At 34.1% G+C, this 17,931-nt stretch carries 15 protein-coding genes; 11 read left to right on the top strand and 4 right to left on the bottom strand.

Annotated elements, in window-relative coordinates; translation table 11 throughout:
- Nucleotides 1-5 precede the first annotated feature (5 nt).
- Both KHA90_RS09395 and KHA90_RS09390 read right to left on the bottom strand, forming a co-directional pair.
- Nucleotides 6-6,071: an HYR-like domain-containing protein gene (locus KHA90_RS09395; RefSeq protein ID WP_213298357.1), complete on the bottom strand. Its 6,066-nt coding sequence runs from the start codon at nucleotides 6,069-6,071 to the stop codon at nucleotides 6-8.
- A 37-nt stretch (nucleotides 6,072-6,108) separates the two neighbouring features.
- A complete protein-coding gene (locus tag KHA90_RS09390; RefSeq protein ID WP_213298355.1) occupies nucleotides 6,109-6,654 on the bottom strand; it encodes a hypothetical protein in 546 nt (181 codons plus the stop codon).
- Between the two features lie 496 nt (nucleotides 6,655-7,150).
- Between KHA90_RS09390 and KHA90_RS09385 the strand changes: the two genes are divergently transcribed.
- The 7 genes from KHA90_RS09385 to KHA90_RS09355 all read left to right on the top strand — a co-directional run bounded on the left by KHA90_RS09385 (nucleotide 7,151) and on the right by KHA90_RS09355 (nucleotide 13,870).
- Entirely contained in the window at nucleotides 7,151-7,636 is a 486-nt protein-coding gene (locus KHA90_RS09385; protein WP_213298353.1) for a SixA phosphatase family protein, read from the top strand.
- Between the two features lie 5 nt (nucleotides 7,637-7,641).
- Nucleotides 7,642-9,723: a polyphosphate kinase 1 gene (gene ppk1, locus KHA90_RS09380; RefSeq protein WP_213298352.1), complete on the top strand. Its 2,082-nt coding sequence runs from the start codon at nucleotides 7,642-7,644 to the stop codon at nucleotides 9,721-9,723.
- 27 nt (nucleotides 9,724-9,750) lie between these two features.
- Nucleotides 9,751-10,641: a Ppx/GppA phosphatase family protein gene (locus KHA90_RS09375; protein ID WP_213298350.1), complete on the top strand. Its 891-nt coding sequence runs from the start codon at nucleotides 9,751-9,753 to the stop codon at nucleotides 10,639-10,641.
- Between the two features lie 168 nt (nucleotides 10,642-10,809).
- Entirely contained in the window at nucleotides 10,810-11,391 is a 582-nt protein-coding gene (locus KHA90_RS09370; RefSeq protein ID WP_213298348.1) for a TMEM175 family protein, read from the top strand.
- Nucleotides 11,392-11,636: 245 nt separating this feature from the next.
- On the top strand, nucleotides 11,637-12,197 hold the full coding sequence (locus tag KHA90_RS09365; RefSeq protein ID WP_213298346.1) for a Crp/Fnr family transcriptional regulator: 561 nt from the start codon (nucleotides 11,637-11,639) through the stop codon (nucleotides 12,195-12,197).
- A 59-nt stretch (nucleotides 12,198-12,256) separates the two neighbouring features.
- Nucleotides 12,257-13,285: a saccharopine dehydrogenase family protein gene (locus tag KHA90_RS09360; RefSeq protein WP_213298344.1), complete on the top strand. Its 1,029-nt coding sequence runs from the start codon at nucleotides 12,257-12,259 to the stop codon at nucleotides 13,283-13,285.
- Nucleotides 13,286-13,291: 6 nt separating this feature from the next.
- Nucleotides 13,292-13,870 (top strand): NAD(P)H-dependent oxidoreductase, encoded by a 579-nt coding sequence (locus KHA90_RS09355; protein ID WP_213298342.1) that lies wholly within the window; start codon nucleotides 13,292-13,294, stop codon nucleotides 13,868-13,870.
- Between the two features lie 168 nt (nucleotides 13,871-14,038).
- Here KHA90_RS09355 and KHA90_RS09350 read toward each other — a convergent pair whose 3' ends face one another.
- Nucleotides 14,039-14,413 carry a DNA polymerase III gene (locus KHA90_RS09350; RefSeq protein WP_244860284.1) on the bottom strand — a complete coding sequence of 125 codons (375 nt, stop codon included), beginning with the start codon at nucleotides 14,411-14,413 and terminating at the stop codon, nucleotides 14,039-14,041.
- A 52-nt stretch (nucleotides 14,414-14,465) separates the two neighbouring features.
- Between KHA90_RS09350 and KHA90_RS09345 the strand changes: the two genes are divergently transcribed.
- Nucleotides 14,466-14,624: a hypothetical protein gene (locus KHA90_RS09345; protein ID WP_213298340.1), complete on the top strand. Its 159-nt coding sequence runs from the start codon at nucleotides 14,466-14,468 to the stop codon at nucleotides 14,622-14,624.
- Nucleotides 14,625-14,697: 73 nt separating this feature from the next.
- Here KHA90_RS09345 and dnaX read toward each other — a convergent pair whose 3' ends face one another.
- Complete coding sequence (gene dnaX, locus KHA90_RS09340) at nucleotides 14,698-15,783, bottom strand: DNA polymerase III subunit gamma/tau (protein WP_213298337.1); 1,086 nt, start codon at nucleotides 15,781-15,783, stop codon at nucleotides 14,698-14,700.
- A 376-nt stretch (nucleotides 15,784-16,159) separates the two neighbouring features.
- On the opposite strand from dnaX, the gene KHA90_RS09335 reads away from it, so the two are divergent.
- From KHA90_RS09335 to KHA90_RS09325, 3 genes are all read left to right on the top strand, one after another.
- Nucleotides 16,160-16,735: a hypothetical protein gene (locus KHA90_RS09335; protein ID WP_213298334.1), complete on the top strand. Its 576-nt coding sequence runs from the start codon at nucleotides 16,160-16,162 to the stop codon at nucleotides 16,733-16,735.
- Nucleotides 16,736-16,775: 40 nt separating this feature from the next.
- A complete protein-coding gene (locus KHA90_RS09330; RefSeq protein WP_213298331.1) occupies nucleotides 16,776-17,225 on the top strand; it encodes a nuclear transport factor 2 family protein in 450 nt (149 codons plus the stop codon).
- A 189-nt stretch (nucleotides 17,226-17,414) separates the two neighbouring features.
- Entirely contained in the window at nucleotides 17,415-17,900 is a 486-nt protein-coding gene (locus KHA90_RS09325; protein ID WP_213298328.1) for a cupin domain-containing protein, read from the top strand.
- The last annotated feature ends 31 nt before the right edge of the window (nucleotides 17,901-17,931 follow it).

Genomic DNA, 17,931 nt, shown 5'->3' with positions numbered 1-17,931 from the left:
TGATTTTATTTGGATAGATATAAATACCCGTCTTTTTTATTATTTTGAAGTACATTATTGCCGTCTAATGATTTGTAATTAATAATGTAGAAATAAGTTCCCGTAGGTAATCCGTCAGATTGTTTTACCGTTGTTCTTCCTCTGGATACTCCGTCAAATACATTTGTAATATTGTTATAATTTTCAGTTTCAAATACTAATATTCCCCAGCGATTGTAGATTTCTACGTCGTTTTCAGGATAACAAGTTATATCGTCAATACTGTCTATTTTAAAAACATCATTTATTCCGTCACCATTAGGAGAAAACGCGTTGTGAACAATCACATTTCCGCACGCTAATACTTTACAATCATTATTAATTATCATAGTCAGTAAAATGCTTCTTGGACAAATTTGGTTGGTTATTTTATACTCAAATGTATAATTGCCAAGTGCTAAACCTAATGCGTTAAAAGTATTGCCTTGTATCGTATTGCTATTATTTGGATCAATCCAAATTCCTGTTGTTGGCGTATTTTCCGGTAATAAAGCCAGTAAATCAATAAGTGTCGAATCATCATTACAAGCCGTACTCGATATATTTGTTACTGCATTTGGAACCACAATAATTGTCACAGTTGCAGTATCGCAATTATCAGCATTTAGTTTATCACAAATCTGATAACTGTAAGTATAAGTTCCCGCAGGTGTTAAAGCCGAAACGGTTGCGTTTCCTAAAATGTCAAAAGTGATATTCGGATCCGTTTTTGTTCCGATATTAGAACTCAATAAGGTGAAGTTTACCAGATCTAATGAAGCTTTTGTCAAACCTTTAAAATCATTGCTCAAAACATTGCCGACTAATCCAAAAGTGTTACAGCCAATGTTATTGTAAGTATCATCATTAGCAATTATTGCCGGAATTGAAGCACTAATTATAACAGTTACAGTTGCCGTATCACAATTTGATGTTTGATCTGCCTCGCAAATTTGGTAGACCAATGTCAATGTTCCAACCGGCGCATTTGGTAAAATTGCAACAGATCCGTCCGGATTTAATTGTAAAAATTCATTTGGTGTTACAGTCGTTATAATTACATCAGATGCTTTTACAACAACACCTTCGAGCGTATCGTTATTTAATACGTTGAGGACATTTTCCGTGATATGGTTAACGCTCGCAATTGGTCCAGCCGAATCATCATTAGCCACAATATCAGCGAACACTTTGCAATTCACACCAAAATCAGCATTTAAATGAACTAAATCTTCAGGCGTAATAGTTACAATGTATCCGCTTGCACCGCCGGTTGTACTGCAAACTGTGTGTAATTGTGATTTACTGGTTTTATTGGTCGCTTTTTTATCTGTAATAGATGGAAGCACTTTTACCAAACCAGTATTTCCTAAAGCCGAAGCAACAGCATTAAGATTAGCATCTTTTACGAGTTTAATCGTGTAATCTCCATAAGGATTTACAGCATTTGGTCTCGTTCTCCAGAAACCTTCAATACCTACAATTACTTCCTGATGATAGCCGTTAGGACCATCAATAATAACATTCGGGCTCAAAGAATTCCCGAAACCGCCTGCATTTAATTCCCCAACATTCAAAGTTCCTTTGTAACTTCCGTCGCCATTAAGGTCAATCCATTCCCATTGACTGTAATCAACGGCGCCGTTTCCGTCTGGGATATTTTTAGTAACAATTCCGTCATTATTAGCGTCATACCATTCATCCTGAATTCCGTTACTATTTGTATCATACCAAACATAATCACCTAAAACGGGAAGCGTTGATGCGCCATATTCAAAATTATGTTGCTGAATTTTACAGTCTTCAAGAGTGGTAAAAAACAAACTGGAATCTACAGGATACAATTGATGTGCGCTATTTAAATTAGCATCTTGAACCTGAACTAAATAACTTCCGGCCACCATACCCGAAAAAGTATAAAAACCATCAGCACCCGTAATACGCAATAAAACAGGACCAGTTGTAGCACCTTGCGGAACTAAAGTAACCGGCACATTTGCAATGGGCGTATTCGTGTCTTTATTAATGATTTGTCCGGAAATTTTAACCGTATAAATGGGTTGCGTAATCACAACAGTTACAATTGCAGAACAAGTCTGGTTTCCTGAATTTACTGCTGATGTTGCTGTAAGGGTGTAAGTTCCGGCAGATAAATTCGAATTTCCAACAACTTCATTATTTTCATTGGTAATAACAACAGTTGATCCAGGACTATTGGTAACTAAAATAGAACCATCTTTTCCGCCAAAACAAGTTGCATTAGTAGCAATTCCTGTTACCGAAACTTTATTTTCGACAGTAAAAGTTTGTTTTAATTCGGTTTTATTGCCCGCACAATCCGTCAAAATATATGTTCTGGTTAAGATATAAGCGTTTCCTTCACAACCAGTGCCGCCATTATTAGCATCACTAACCGTAATATTTACCGTAGCACTGCAATTATCAGCGGGATTTATTATGTCGGTCACATTTCCAACGGGAATATCGGCAACAGTCTGCAAATTAGTGACATCGGCAGGAGCAGTTCCCGTGGGCGGAGTAGTATCTCTAACCGTAATAATTTGAGTGTAAGATGCTGTATTTCTGCCACAATCGCTGGTCTTCCAGGTACGAGTTAAGGTGTAATTTGTAGCACATTCGTTTACGATATTGCTTTTTATTTCGCTGAAAACAATAGGTAAATTACCGTTGCAATTATCCAAAGCCTCTACATTTGCAGGTTCAGGAACAGCGTCGCAAGAAACAGTACTATCAGATGGAAGATCTCCAATAAATATTGGTTTTGTAGTATCTTCAAGTGCAATTATTTGTGTAAAAGTTTCAGAAGTATTTCCGCAATCGTCTTTCACCGTCCATTTATTCGTATAAGTTCCCGAATTCGAACAATCGGCAGAAGCTATAAAACCTCCGCTTACTTTTACAATATTCGAAACATCGCTATCACATAAATCTAAAGCCACATGAAACAACGCTTGCGCAGAAGTTAAAGCCAAAGCATCGCTGCATTCAATAGTTTTATTTAAAGAAGCAATTTGAGTTATCCATGTTGGCGCAGTAGTATCTTCAATAGAAATCACTTGCGTAAAATTATCAGAGGTATTTCCGCAATCATCTTTCACCGTCCATGTATTCGTATAAGTTCCCGAATTCGAACAATCGGCGGAAGCCACAAAAACACCGCTTATTTTTACAATATTCGAAACATCATTATCACATAAATCTGAAGCCACAGGAAATAACGCTTGCGCGGATGTCAAAGCCAAAGCGTCGCTGCATTCAATAGTTTTATTCAAAGAAGAAATAGGAGTTGACCAAGTTGGAGCAGAAGTATCCTGAATCGTAATTATTTGCGTAAAAGTTTCAGAAGTATTTCCACAATCGTCTTTCACCGTCCATGTATTCGTATAAGTTCCTGAATTCGAACAATCCGCGGAAGCCACAAAAACACCGCTTACTTTTACAATATTCGAAACATCGCTATCACATAAATCTAAAGCCACAGGAAACAACGCTTGCGCGGAAGTCAAAGCCAAAGCATCGCTACATTCAATAGTTTTATTCAAAGAAGAAACGGGAGTTGACCAAGTTGGCGCTGTAGTATCCTGAATCGTAATTACTTGTGTAAAAGTTTCAGAAGTATTTCCGCAATCGTCTTTTACCGTCCATGTATTCGTATAAGTTCCCGCATTTGCACAATCGGCAGAAGCCACAAAAACACCGCTTACTTTTACAATATTCGAAACATCATTATCACATAAATCTAAAGCCACAGGAAATAACGCTTGCGCGGAAGTCAAAGCCAAAGCATCGCTGCATTCAATAGTTTTATTCAAAGAAGCAATTTGAGTTGACCAAGTTGGCGCAGTAGTATCTTCAATAGAAATTACTTGTGTAAAAGCATCAGAAATATTTCCACAATCGTCTTTCACCGTCCATTTATTCGTATAAGTTCCCGCATTTGCACAATCTGCGGAAGCCACAAAAACACCGCTTACTTTTACAATATTCGAAACATCATTATCGCATAAATCTACAGCCGCAGGAAATAACGCTTGCGCGGAAGTCAAAGCCAAAGCGTCGCTGCATTCAATAGTTTTATTCAAAGAAGAAACGGGAGTTGACCAAGTTGGAGCAGAAGTATCCTGAATTGTAATTACTTGTGTAAAAGTTTCAGAAGTATTTCCGCAATCGTCTTTCACCGTCCATGTATTCGTATAAGTTCCCGAATTCGAACAATCGGCGGAAGCCACAAAAACACCGCTTACTTTTACAATATTCGAAACATCGCTATCACATAAATCTGAAGCCACAGGAAACAACGCTTGCGCGGAAGTCAAACCCAAAGCGTCGCTGCATTCAATGGTTTTATTCAAAGAAGAAACGGGAGTTATCCATGTTGGCGCAGTAGTATCTGTGATTGTAATAATTTGTGCCGAAGTACTATTTCCGCAACTTGTCGCCACTTTAAAAGTTCGGGTAACAATTGTTGGGCAAGTTCCGGATGCAACATCAGAATAAGAAATAGTATAATTTCCTATTGAAGCATTGTTAGGCAATATTCCTCCTGCAGTTGTTAATTGAGCCAAAGTTATAGTCGTGCTTGCCGTACTATACAAAAGTCCGGTTATTGCTGATGTTCCGCAGCCCGAAATATTTGCATTTGCAGGAGCTGTAAGTGCCGCTGCCGGACTAATAGAAACTGTAGATTCTGCTGAGGTTAATTCACAATTTGTAACGCCATTTTTTACTTTTACCTTATAAGCACCGCTTACGGTTACCAAAAGTGTAGCAGCAGTTTCTCCGCTTATGACATTTCCATCTTTATACCAAACATAGGCTGGCGAAGCTGCATTTGTTGTAGCGGTTAATGTAGTTGATCCGCAGGCTGTTAAAACCCCTGTAATTACAGGCGCACAAGGAACAAAATAACTTGGACTGCTGATTGCTTTTGAATCATTGGCACAAGCTGAATTTTGATAATTTAAAGTCGAAGTACTCACCGTTTGAGTTCCGCACGCGGTTCCCGTAGGAGTTAATTGGTAATTTAAAGTAATAGTTTCCGAATTTAAAAAATCAGTATTCCAAGTAATCACCTGTCCTGATAACGAAGTAGTTCCTTTGCTTGTTGTAATCGAAGCAATTGTAAAACCGGGAATAACAGTTTCTTTTGTAATTAAATTTTGAGCAATCCATGAAATTTGAGTCGCTATCTGGTTGTATATGGCGGTTAAATTAGCGCCGCTTTGCGTAATAGAAGCCGGACTTCCCTGGATACCATCCAAAGTAAATTTAGCAATATTCTGATCGCTGTTATTAGTATTGATATTGCCGCTGATACCTCCAAAAAGCCCCACCGAAAAAACCTGATTATTATAAACAACACTTGATTTTGTTGTCGTTTTTGCATTTGTTGCAGCATTTATAGCATCGGTAACACATTGTGATGTTTTGCTGACACTACAATTTGTATTTCCGTTTGTGCCAGTTACATTAGTTACACCATCTGTAAGTAAAATAATTGCCCTTGCCGTGCTGCAATCAAAACGTCCGTTTGTTTCTAATTCAGTTTCAGCTTTAACAATTCCCGCATAAATATTGGTAGAATTTGTTGCCTGCAAAGCATTAATCTGGTTGGTTATCAAAGTTACACCCGCCGCATTCAAATAAGTAAGTCCTATTTTTAAAGACGCAGTTGTACTGTAGGCAACAATCGCAATTCGGTTTTGAGGATTCGCTTTTGCCTGAGTCAGAAACGCTTTTGCAGCATCTTTCGCATAATCCATAGATGTTTTAAAATCTCCCGAAATCGTATTTCCCATACTTCCGGAAACATCAATTGCTAAAATTACGTCAGAGTTACGAGTAATAGGATTCGCGCCCGTAATAGCAACTTTTACATTCACAATGCCACAATTTGTTGCATTGGCAGTTACGGTTTTGTTCGTTGTGATTGATTGCGCAAGTCCACATAAAGGCATAAGAAATAATACAGTGAAGTATATTTTTTTAAAATCTCGTAAATAATTGCTTAAAGAGAGTAATAGTTTTTCCATTTTAAATTATTTTAAGGGAATACTTGATCTTTTGTTTTTAATCATTAACCGGATTAATGATATAAGTATGTAAAACAGTCGTAACAGCGTAGTTTGAACAGTTTTTTGAAGTTGCAGTAATCTCATCACAAGACCATTTTTGAATAGAAGTCCCATTTGGTATTGTAATATGAATGTAGAAATTGACAGATTGCCCCGCATTTAAGGTAATTTCGCTGATAGAATTCCTTTCAGAATCTATAAAATCTGCGTTAATCGTTATATTTCCTGCTGTAGAACTTCCGTCAGTATTGGCGCAGGAAACATTAATATTCTTTTTACTCAGGACATAAGTGTCTGTCGATGAGCTGTTATTGGTAAGTACCATCGAATAATACGTTCCGTCAAGCGGAGTGCTTCTGATATTTCCATTATTTTCAACAATCAAGATACCATTGCACGAACCAGACTGAGCAAATGAAATTATTGGAATTAAAAAGAATAAGAGAAAAAGGTTTTTCTTAAAAATATTTCGGAAAGAAAAAATGAACTTACAATTATTAACAAATTTCACTGCTTTTTCAAGAGTAGTTTTAGTTCTCATAACTTATGATTTTTGTTTGTGATATTTATAAAATTTTAACACATTCAAAGTTATATAGAGCAACTATTTTTGATTTTTTTTATCTGTAACTAACCTAAAAACTCGTTGAAACGTCACTTTTTTGTTAAATAACAGTTTAAAAAGCAATTTTTTTGGTAATTTCTAACAAATAAAAAAAGGAAGTTTCTTTCATTTTTGATTAAATAGTCAATTTTTAAAATATTTTAAATGATTAATAATCAGTTATTTAGTTAATTTATTGCAAATATGCGCAAATCGACTAAGTGTTTGATTTTACAGATGAAGAGCACATTTTAATAAATATTTAATTTTTACTTTTTAGTGAGTTTTACACTTAAAAGTTAAAATGTTCCTGTTAAAATTTAGAATAAATGTTAACAGAATTAAAAAAGTAAGAGGGTTTCATATTTCTTTTGTAAATTAGAAGTTCTATAAAAAAATGTTACCTCTTAAGAGGTATCTAAACCTTTAGCTTATGAAAAATTTAATTTTAATACGCCATGCAAAATCAAGTTGGGAAGCACCTTTAAAAGATTTTGACAGGCCTTTAATGAAAAGAGGAATTTTAGATGCTCATGATGTATCAGCAAACATTTCAAAATTTCTTCCTAAAACATATATAATGTGGAGCAGTACTGCCGCACGAGCCTCAGAAACGGCACTTATATTTGCTCAAAATATTTCATACCCTATAGAAAGTATCATTTTTAAAGACGATTTATATACTTTTGATGACAAACAGCTCGAAAAGGTTATCAAATCATGTGATAATAGTTTCGAAAGCGTTATTCTTTTTGGACATAACGAGGCTATTACAAATTTTGTTAATAAATTTGGGGATGTTTTTATCGAAAATGTTCCTACTTCCGGTTTTGTGTCCCTACAATTTGATGCAGAAAGCTGGAATACCATTAATAAAGGTAAAACTCATAAAACAATTTTCCCCAAAGATTTAAAATAAATAAAGTGTACGAACAGAAATATATCGATAGAGAAAAAAGTTGGTTAGCGTTTAATGCCAGAGTTCTTCAGGAAGCAGCAGATAACACGGTTCCGCTTTTAGACAGACTGCGTTTTGTTGGAATTTTTTCGAACAATTTAGATGAGTTTTTTAGAGTTCGTTATGCCGCAATCAGACGATTAAGTCTTTCTGGAATTTCAGGTGAAAAATATCTTGGAGGAGTTTCTGCACACCAGTTAATTAAGGATATTACCGAAATCGTGATTCAGCAGCAATCTGAAAGTCTACGTATTTTAGGCAATATCGAAGCAGAACTTGAGGCTGAAAACATCTTCATGATCAATGAAAATGAAATTACAGCCGATCAGGAAATTTTTCTAAAAGATTTTTTTACCCAAAGATTAAGTCCGGAATTAGTGACGATTATCTTAAATGATCTTGCCGAATTTCCTATTCTGAAAGACACTTTAGGATATCTTGCCGTTCGTTTAGAAATGAATACAAACGATGAAGTTCGTTACGCTGTTATCGAAATTCCAAAAACTATAAACAGGTTTGTTGTCCTGCCATCGCACGATGAAAAACATTATGTTATTTTAATTGATGACGTAATAAGATATAATCTAAAAAACATCTTTAATATTTTTGATTATAAAAGTGTTTCGGCACATATGATCAAAATTACGCGAGATGCACAATTAGATATTGATAGTGATTTGAGTAAAAGTATGCTCGAAAAAATCGCAACATCAGTAAAAGACAGAAGAATAGGCGAGCCCGTTCGTTTTATATATGATAATTTAATCGAAGAAGATACATTACAATTCTTTCTTGATAAAATGAAAATCGTAGAAATGGACAGTATTATTCCAGGCGGAAGATATCATAATCGTCGTGATTATATGAATTTCCCCAATTTAGGAAGATATGATTTACTCTACAAACCAAACGAGCCATTGCCAATTCCCGGATTAAGTTTGGGAGGAAGTATTCTGGAAAAAATCAGCAGAAAAGATTATTTATTACACGCACCATATCAGTCATTTTCATATTTGACCAAATTTTTGCGTGAAGCCGCTTTAGATCCAAAAGTAACCAGTATAAAAATTACCCTATATCGTTTGGCTAAAAATTCGCAAATCATTAGTTCCTTGATTAATGCGGCGAAAAACGGAAAAAAAGTAACCGTACAAATCGAACTTCAGGCGCGTTTTGATGAAGCAACCAATATCTCGTATGCCGTCTTCTGCTTGAAAAAAAAAAATAATTTAATCTTTGGAATAAAAGGCTTAAAAGTGCACAGTAAAATTTGTGTTATTGAAAGAGTTGAAGATGAAAAAACACGCCGTTACGGATTTATTTCAACAGGAAATTTCAATGAATCAACAGCAAAAATTTATACAGATGTTACCCTTTTCACCTGTCATCAGGGAATTTTGAAAGACATTTCGAAAATATTCGAATTTTTTGATATCAATTACAGAGTACACAGATACAAACATTTAATAGTATCGCCACATTATACGAGAACCAAATTCATAAAACTAATTGATCGTGAAATTCTGCACGCATTAGCAGGTAGAAAAACACATATCAAATTAAAAATGAATAGTTTGTCAGATTTTAAAATGATCGATAAATTATACGAAGCCAGTAATGCAGGAGTAAAAATCCAGCTTCAGGTAAGAGGAATTTGTTCCCTGATTCCTGGAATTCCTGGAATGAGCGAAAATATCGAAGCCATAAGTATTGTCGATAATTACCTCGAACATACCCGGGTTTATATTTTCGGGAATGCCGGTTTAACCGAAGTTTACATATCATCAGCAGATTTTATGACCAGAAATCTTGACGGAAGAGTTGAGGTAACCTGCCCGATCTATGATCTTGAAATAAAGAAAGAACTAATTGATAATTTTAGTATTGCATGGAAAGGGAATGTTAAAGTGAGATATCATTCCTATAAATTAGATAATAAATACAAGCCACGAAATCATCATGCCCCATTTAGAGCTCAGCTTGAAACTTATAAATATTACCAAAATAAAGTTTTGTTGTCAGAGCAGATTCCACAAAAAATAAATTAAAAATAAATTTCAAATCATAAAGTGAGCATGATTAATATAAAAAAACTTGCAGCAATAGATATCGGTTCAAATGCCATGAGGCTTCTGATATCCAATGTTGTAGAACAAGATGGCAAAGAACCGCAATTCAATAAAAGTTCGCTTGTTCGTGTACCAATTCGTTTGGGACAAGATGCCTTTACAGTAGGAGAAATTTCGGAAGAAAATATAGACCGAATGGTTGATGCCATGAAAGCATTCAATCTTTTGATGAAAGTACATAAAGTAGAACGTTATATGGCGTTTGCCACTTCGGCAATGCGTGAAGCCTATAATGCCAAAGAAGTTGTTGCTATAATCAAGAAAAAAGCCGACATAAAAATCGAAATTATTGATGGTAAAAAAGAAGCGGCAATTATTGCTTCTACAGATTTACATCATCTTTTAAAAACAGACGAAACCTATCTTTTTGTAGATGTTGGCGGCGGAAGTACAGAGTTTACTTTATTCTCAGACGGGAAATTGGTCAATTCAAGATCTTTTAAAGCCGGAACAGTTCGTTTATTAAACAATATGGTTCATGGTGTGGTTTGGGATGAAATCGAAAAATGGATTAAAACCAACACCGCAGGGTATGAAGAAGTTACCTTGATTGGTTCTGGCGGAAACATCAATAAATTGTTTAAAATGTCCGGAAAACAACAGGAAAAACCGCTTTCATACATTTATATTAATTCGCAGTATGCGTTTTTAAATTCATTGACTTACGAACAAAGAATCGCTGAATTAGGTTTAAACTCTGATCGCGCCGATGTTATTATTCACGCTACAAGAATTTACCTGAATGCTATGAAATGGAGTGGAGCACGCCAAATTTACGTCCCAAAAATTGGACTTTCTGACGGAATCGTAAAAGCAATGTACTACGGTAAAATCTAAGAGTTAGATAAAGATGCAAGAAGAAAGATTTTTTGCCACAAATTTCACAAATTTTCACGAATTACTATTTTGCATATTAAGTATGAAAAATTAGTGAAAATTCGTGAAATTCGCGGCGAACTTTTTCTAATATTTGCTACACTAAGAAAATACAATAAATATAAATAAATGAACAAAACAAGACTCGAAGCCTTTAGTGACGGTGTATTAGCCATTATTATAACCATCATGATTTTAGAAATAAAAGTTCCTGAAGGGCACGAATTCGCTGATTTAAAACCGCTGATTCCGAAGTTTCTAAGTTATATTTTGAGTTTTATTTATGTTGGAATTTACTGGAACAATCACCACTATTTATTTCACGGATTATCAAAAGTAAACGGAAAAGTTTTGTGGAGCAACTTACATTTACTTTTCTGGTTGTCGTTAATTCCCGTTTCAACGGGCTGGATGGGAGAACATAATTTTGCTAAAGCCTCAATGGCATTGTATGGCGGAGTTTTGTTTTTATCTTCTGTAGCATATTTCATTTTACAGAAAATTGTCATTAACAACGAAGGTGAAAACTCCATATTGGCAAAAGCAATTGGACGAGATGTAAAAGGAAAAGCATCTTCAATTTTATACGTAATCGGAATAATTTCTTCATTTTATAACGAATGGATTGCCGGTGCAGCTTACTTTATTGTTGCTTTATTATGGTTAATTCCCGATAAAAGGATAGAACGCGCTTTTGAATCTAAAAATTAATTTCCTTTAAAATGGTTTAGTTTTCTATTATTAAACGCTCCATCGGAGCGGTATGTATAGAAAAGAAGATCAGATCTCTGGCAAAGCTCCAGCGGTGCGACATATTTATAGACAGATCAGATCCCAACCAAAGCTCCAGCGGAGCGATATATTTATAGAAAGATCAGATCCCAGCCAAAGCTCCAGCGGAGCGACATATAATAATATAGTTTTTCAACCCTAAATAAATAATTTTTTTCCTTATAATGAAATCAGTTTTTCAATCGATTCAGGATTTACCGCAAAATGAATTAGATCAATTAGATGATTTGATTACTTTTAGAACACTCAAAAAAGGAGAACTTTTATTAAAGGAAAACCAGGTTTGCGATGAAATTGTATTTATTAAAAAAGGAATTTTACGTTCATATTTTTTCAATCATCAAGGAGACGAAATCACGAATTGTTTCGCTTTCGAAAACGAATTTATGGCATCTTTTTCCAGTTTTATAACACAAAATGTAGCCGAAGAAAACATTCAGGCATTATCAGATACAGAGTTGCAAGTCCTAAGCCGTGAAAGTTTAGAAAAGCTGTATCAATTAGGTATTCATTGGCAGCAAATAGGGCGTAAACTAACTGAAATGGAATATGTAACGCTTCAAAAAAGAATGATTTCTTTCCAGAAATTGTCCGGAACGCAACGTTACGAAGAACTTTACAAGCATCATAAAAAATACCTTCAGTTGATTCCGCTTCAATATTTAGCGTCATATTTAGGCGTAACGCCAAGGCATTTAAGCCGAATCAGAAAAGCGATTTTATAGGACATTTGTCTGGTTGTTAAGAGATATTCCGTCATTATTTTTGCTGAAAACAATATATAATGATGAGAAAAAATATTTTAGTAATTGGAGGAACAGGATTAGTAGGCAAAGTCATATTGCGTATTCTTGAAGGAAGAAATCCTGACTATAACTTGTTTGTTGGAAGTCGCCAGTTAGGAAATACTAACAATGATTTAGTTATTGATGTAAATAATCCTAAAACTTTTAATTGCATTATACAGAATAAAATCGATTTGATTGTAATGTGTACCAAAGATAGTAACAATGAAATTTTACAGTTTGCTATAAAAAACAAACTTGATTATATTGATATTACAAAGCCAACTCCGGATTTAACTGCTGCATATAATTTAGCGAAATCAGTTGAACAAATAAATAGCCGAATTATTTTTAGCTCTGGTTGGATGGGAGGTATCGTAGCAAGTTTAATCAATTTTACAGAGCCCGAAAAACATAAAATTCAGGAAGTAAATATCTATATTTATTACTCTGTGAAAGATTTGGCTGGAAAAAGTTCAGCTAATTTTTTAGCCGAAAATGTATGTAAGCCATTCATTGTTTATAGAAATAACCAGCCAAAAAAAGTCAAGCACTTTTTAGATGCTGAAAATTTTGATTTTTCATTCGGAATAGGGAAACGTAAAGCTTACAACCTTGATGTTCCGGATTTATTCATTTTAAATCAGATAGAAAAAGTACCAACCGTTTCTGTTAAGATGACGTATAACTCAAAGTTTATAACTAATTTAATGGGATATTTTCAATCGCTTAAGATTTTTAATATCATGTTTCTAAGAGAAAGACAATTGCTGTTTGGTTCAAGTGGAAATGGAGATCAGACTATTTTTGAAGTAGTTATTAAAACTAATGATAAAATAAAAAAAGTCAGCGTACAAAGTAGTAAAGGTCAGGCTGAATTAACTGCATTTTCTACAGTTTTACATATCGAAAAAATGTTGAGTAACACTTTACTGAGCGGAGTTTATTTCAGTCATCAAATACATTCATCACATGAAGTTTATGATGCATTCCAGGATTATAGTACAATTAATATTAAATTAACTTAACGGAAAATGAAAAATATACTCATTATAAACGGACACCCTAATCCGTCAAGTTTTAATTTCGCAATAGCCGAATCTTACTTAAAAGGCGCAATTGCTTCCGGAGCAGAAGTTGATACGATTACAGTTGCTTCTTTAAATTTTAATCCGAATTTACAATTTGGTTATCAAAAACGAACCGAATTAGAACCTGATTTATTAGAATCATGGGAGAAAATTAAAAAAGCCAATCATTTAGTTTGGATTCATCCGGTTTGGTGGGGCGGACTTCCCGCAATTACAAAAGGATTTATCGATCGTTTGTTTTTACCCGGAATGGCGTTTCAATATCGCGAAAATTCGGTTTGGTGGGATAAATTACTAAAAGGAAAAACGGCACATATTATCACAACATTAGATCAGCCAAGCTGGTATTACAGATTTTTTTATGGACGACCAAGCGTCAATCAATTAAAGAAATCAACCTTAGAATTCTCTGGAGTAAAACCTGTAAAAGTAACTTACATCGGAATCATAAAAGGTTCTGAAGATACTCAGAGAAAAAAATGGCTTGAAAAAGTGTATGATTTTGGAATGAGAAATAAATAAAAAAAGGTTGCTACGAATTTCACGAATTTTCACTAATTAATTTTTACACATTCCTCATAAAAAAATTAATGAAAATTCGTGAAATTCGCGGCAAAAAAACATAGTAATTTCGCGTACAGCAAATAAAAATTCGTGAATTCGTGGCTAAAAAAAAGTCAATGTAAAATCTTAAGTATGTAAATCCAATCCAAAAGTAGAACGTAAAAGCTCAATATTTGGATTCAGCTCTAATAAACGATTGTAACGATCCTGATCATTTAAACTTCTTTTACTTTCTACCGCTTCATTTACATTAACATGAATTGTGATGTCGTGATTGTGTAAATGACCTTTTAAATGACCTAAAAGTCCATTAATCTGACTTTCAAAATCCAGTTTAGAACCTTCATTTGGCAATTCTAGCGTAATCTTAGTTCCGTCCAAAGTTGGATCGTTAATGAGTAATAACGATTCCATAATTTTCAAACCTTTATCGCCCAAACGCTGCGCATATTTATTCCATTCCACTAACATTTCAGTCTCTGTAAATTCTTCCGTAGGCATTACCGACGTAGGTTTTACATAAGATTTATTGGTGGCTTCCAATTCTTTTTTCTTGCGAATACTGGATAATGAAAAAGCCGAAATTTTAGGTTCACCGCTAACTTCAGGTTTTGGAGTGACAGGAGCTTCAGCTTTAGGAGTTACAGGAGTTTCATCCTTTTGTGGGGTTTCAACAGCAATATTTCCAGTTGTTTTTTCAGTCTCAGGTTGACTTTCGACTTTTGACTTTTGACTTTCAACTTCAACTATTGAGTAGCTGCCGTTTTTATAATAAGTAGGTGGAATTATGAATTGCTCAACTTTTTTTTTTCTCCATCAAAAGTGATAGAGGCCAATTGCATCAGGCATAATTCAACTAAAAGACGCTGATTCTGACTTAATTTATATTTTAAATCACAATCATTTGCAGTATCAATTCCTTTTAATAAAAATTCCTGAGAGCATTTTTGAGCTTGTACGCCATACATTTGCTGTGCTTGTTCGCCCACTTCAAGTAAAGAGATTGTAGCGGGGGTTTTGCTTACCAATAAATCTCTAAAATGTGATGCAAGACCGGCAATAAAATGATGTCCGTCAAAACCTTTTGACAAAATATCATTGTAAGCCAATAAAAGATCCGGAATCTTATTTTCTAAAAGTAAATCGGTAATACTAATGTAAGTTTCGTAATCTAAAACGTTAAGGTTTTCGGTTACAGCCTGACGCGTCAAATTAGTTCCGCAATATGAAACTACACGGTCAAAAATAGATAAAGCATCACGCATTGCACCATCAGCTTTTTGAGCAATAATGTGCAAAGCATCGTCTTCAAAATTGATTCCCTGACTTGTAGCAACTTCCGCTAAATGTTCTTTAGCATCTTTTACGGTAATTCTTTTAAAATCAAATATCTGACAACGAGATAAAATCGTTGGAATAATTTTGTGTTTTTCTGTTGTTGCTAAGATGAAAATAGCATGTTTAGGCGGTTCTTCTAATGTTTTCAAAAAAGCATTAAAAGCTGCCGAAGACAACATATGAACCTCGTCAATAATATAAACTTTATATTGCCCAGTTTGTGGCGGGATTCGAACCTGATCAATCAGGCTACGGATATCATCAACAGAGTTGTTTGAAGCCGCATCTAACTCAAAAACGTTAAAAGCAAAATCTTCGTTAGGATCATCATATCCCGGCTGATTTATTTTACGAGCCAAAATACGGGCGCAAGTCGTTTTTCCAACTCCACGCGGTCCTGTAAATAAAAGGGCAGAAGCAAGGTGATTGCTTTCAATAGCATTTAGCAAAGTGTTGGTAATGGCTTTCTGACCTACAACATCCTTAAAGGTTTGTGGGCGATACTTACGAGCCGATACTACAAATTGTTCCATATTCTTTTTATTCGAGAACAAATATAGGCTGAAATTTACCAAATCACAAATCTGAAATTCATAAATATTCAAGTGATTTTTGAGTGTTTTGAATATGAGAAAGTAAGGAGCGATTTTAATATAAGCTTGACGAAATGGAACGCTGATAAAACGGATTCGCTAAAGCGAAAACGCGGATTTGTGCGGATTTTTTTTTTCCATTGTCTTCCTGAGCGGAGTCGAAGGATCACAAAGATTGTGGACAATCAACTTTTTGCGTTGAATGAAGCAATCTGGTGAAGTTTAGGCGTAAAATATTATGATAACAACATATAATTTAATTTATGATGAAAAAGAATTATTTTAGCATCAACCAAAACAAACTAACCTTATCAAAATGGAAAAAATATTTTATAAAATTTTAAAATTAAAACCTGCAACTTTAGCGATATTATTACTATTAGTTCCTTTTCTTTCAATGACAATAACAGCAATAATCACCATTATATTATTGTTTACAGATTTTGAATTTATCTTTCCATTATTTACTATTTCCATTACAATAGACGTTTTAATTTATTTAATTTGGACTTGGGCTATTGTTTATTATGTTGAAGAAAAGGAAATTGTAGATAAGCTGTATTTTAAAATTTCATATTGGATATTTTTTTCCTATTGTATCGTTCAGTTTACATTAAATCTAGAACTTGATATCACCCATAAACCAGTTTTATTAGATAATTCTATTTGGACAATTTTGGGAATAATAGCAGGTTTGTATACTTTGATAGTATTTGCCAGTTATATTTATCTTAGCTATTTTGTTTCAAAAAAATTAACGCTGTTACTTAAGAACGAACGAATTCCTAATTTTTTATATTTTGCCGGAGCATGGTGTTTTCCTGTTGGAATTCCATTTTTGCAAGGCAAATTATTAAAGGAAAAGACCATTTTTGATATAATTTCGAAATAGTAAACAACGAAATTATTTAATGATTAAATATTCTTTTCCAATGAAAAAATACTTTTTATTATTTACAATTGCTTTATTTTCTTTTCAACTTCAGGCGCAAACTGCTCAAGATACACTTGACATAAAACGTGTTGCTTTGGCATATATTGAAGCACAACACAATCCAAATCCGAAATTGATGGAAAGTGCTTTGCATCCAAGAATGGTCAAGAGATCCGTATTTAGAAATAAAACAGCCCAAAAAGATTTTGTATCTGAATATTTTACCGAAAACATGATTATTCTCGCCGAAACTTACAATGTAAAAGGAGATAAATTCCCAAAGAATCCAAGAAAAGAAATTAAGCTTTTAGATGTTTCTGCCAGAACAGCATCTGTAAAATTATTAGCCGATGCCTGGATTGATTATATGCACATTGTAAAAACAAATGGAGAATGGAAAATAATAAATGTGCTTTGGCAATATAATGATGTGACGCAGCATGAGTGAATCTCTTTGTAAAAATTAATTTAAATTAATTGTAAAATGAATAAATTAGTAAAAACCGGGTTGATAGCTTTGGGAATTTTTCTCCTTTTTATTGGATTAATCGTATTCTATTTTGCCTTTATATTCAGTTTTAATTTTAGTTAATTAAATAAAAAAACAGAGTAGAAAAAACTAAAAATTGCTTAAAAAATGAAAACTCCAAACCCAATCATAACTGTTAACGAAACCCAAGGTCAAAAACTAAACATTGCCGGAGGAAATTACCGAATCATAATTTCGGGAAAGCAAACCGATGGAGAATATGCCGTAATCGAAATGTCGGTTCCTCCGGGAGCGGGACCAAATCCACATTCTCATGCTGATTTTGCGGAGACTTTTTATGTGTTAGAAGGGGAAGTTTCTTTTAAATCAGAATTAGGAAGTTATGTCGCTAAGAAAAATTCGTTTATCAATATCCCAAAAGGCGGAATTGTTCATGGTTTTAAAAACCTGAGTAACGAAACGGCTAAATTATTATGCACCGTAACTCCGGCAGGATTGGATGGTTTGTTTGAAGAAATGGCGGAATACATGGAAATAGCTTCTACGGACGATGAATCGACTAAAAAAGAGAAAGTACAAACTCTTTTTGAAAAATTCGGTCAGACTATGTATCCGGAAAATTATCTGGATTAGAGAATGATATTAACAACAACTCCATTTTAAT

Source organism: Flavobacterium psychroterrae (assembly GCF_018380615.1).
Taxonomy (GTDB): domain Bacteria; phylum Bacteroidota; class Bacteroidia; order Flavobacteriales; family Flavobacteriaceae; genus Flavobacterium; species Flavobacterium psychroterrae.
Note: the sequence above shows the minus strand (reverse complement) of the source record. Positions and strands in the feature narration are given on the sequence as shown.

What these genes read in the sequence shown, in the direction of transcription:
- KHA90_RS09330 (WP_213298331.1), top strand. Translation starts at nt 16,776, where the DNA reads ATGAAAAAATACTTTTTATTATTTACAATTGCTTTATTTTCTTTTCAA.
- KHA90_RS09375 (WP_213298350.1), top strand. Translation starts at nt 9,751, where the DNA reads ATGATTAATATAAAAAAACTTGCAGCAATAGATATCGGTTCAAATGCC.
- dnaX (WP_213298337.1), bottom strand. Translation starts at nt 15,783, where the DNA reads ATGGAACAATTTGTAGTATCGGCTCGTAAGTATCGCCCACAAACCTTT.
- KHA90_RS09385 (WP_213298353.1), top strand. Translation starts at nt 7,151, where the DNA reads ATGAAAAATTTAATTTTAATACGCCATGCAAAATCAAGTTGGGAAGCA.
- KHA90_RS09370 (WP_213298348.1), top strand. Translation starts at nt 10,810, where the DNA reads ATGAACAAAACAAGACTCGAAGCCTTTAGTGACGGTGTATTAGCCATT.
- KHA90_RS09365 (WP_213298346.1), top strand. Translation starts at nt 11,637, where the DNA reads ATGAAATCAGTTTTTCAATCGATTCAGGATTTACCGCAAAATGAATTA.
- KHA90_RS09325 (WP_213298328.1), top strand. Translation starts at nt 17,415, where the DNA reads ATGAAAACTCCAAACCCAATCATAACTGTTAACGAAACCCAAGGTCAA.
- KHA90_RS09390 (WP_213298355.1), bottom strand. Translation starts at nt 6,654, where the DNA reads ATGAGAACTAAAACTACTCTTGAAAAAGCAGTGAAATTTGTTAATAAT.
- KHA90_RS09335 (WP_213298334.1), top strand. Translation starts at nt 16,160, where the DNA reads ATGGAAAAAATATTTTATAAAATTTTAAAATTAAAACCTGCAACTTTA.
- KHA90_RS09355 (WP_213298342.1), top strand. Translation starts at nt 13,292, where the DNA reads ATGAAAAATATACTCATTATAAACGGACACCCTAATCCGTCAAGTTTT.
- KHA90_RS09360 (WP_213298344.1), top strand. Translation starts at nt 12,257, where the DNA reads ATGATGAGAAAAAATATTTTAGTAATTGGAGGAACAGGATTAGTAGGC.
- KHA90_RS09350 (WP_244860284.1), bottom strand. Translation starts at nt 14,413, where the DNA reads ATGCCTACGGAAGAATTTACAGAGACTGAAATGTTAGTGGAATGGAAT.
- KHA90_RS09395 (WP_213298357.1), bottom strand. Translation starts at nt 6,071, where the DNA reads ATGGAAAAACTATTACTCTCTTTAAGCAATTATTTACGAGATTTTAAA.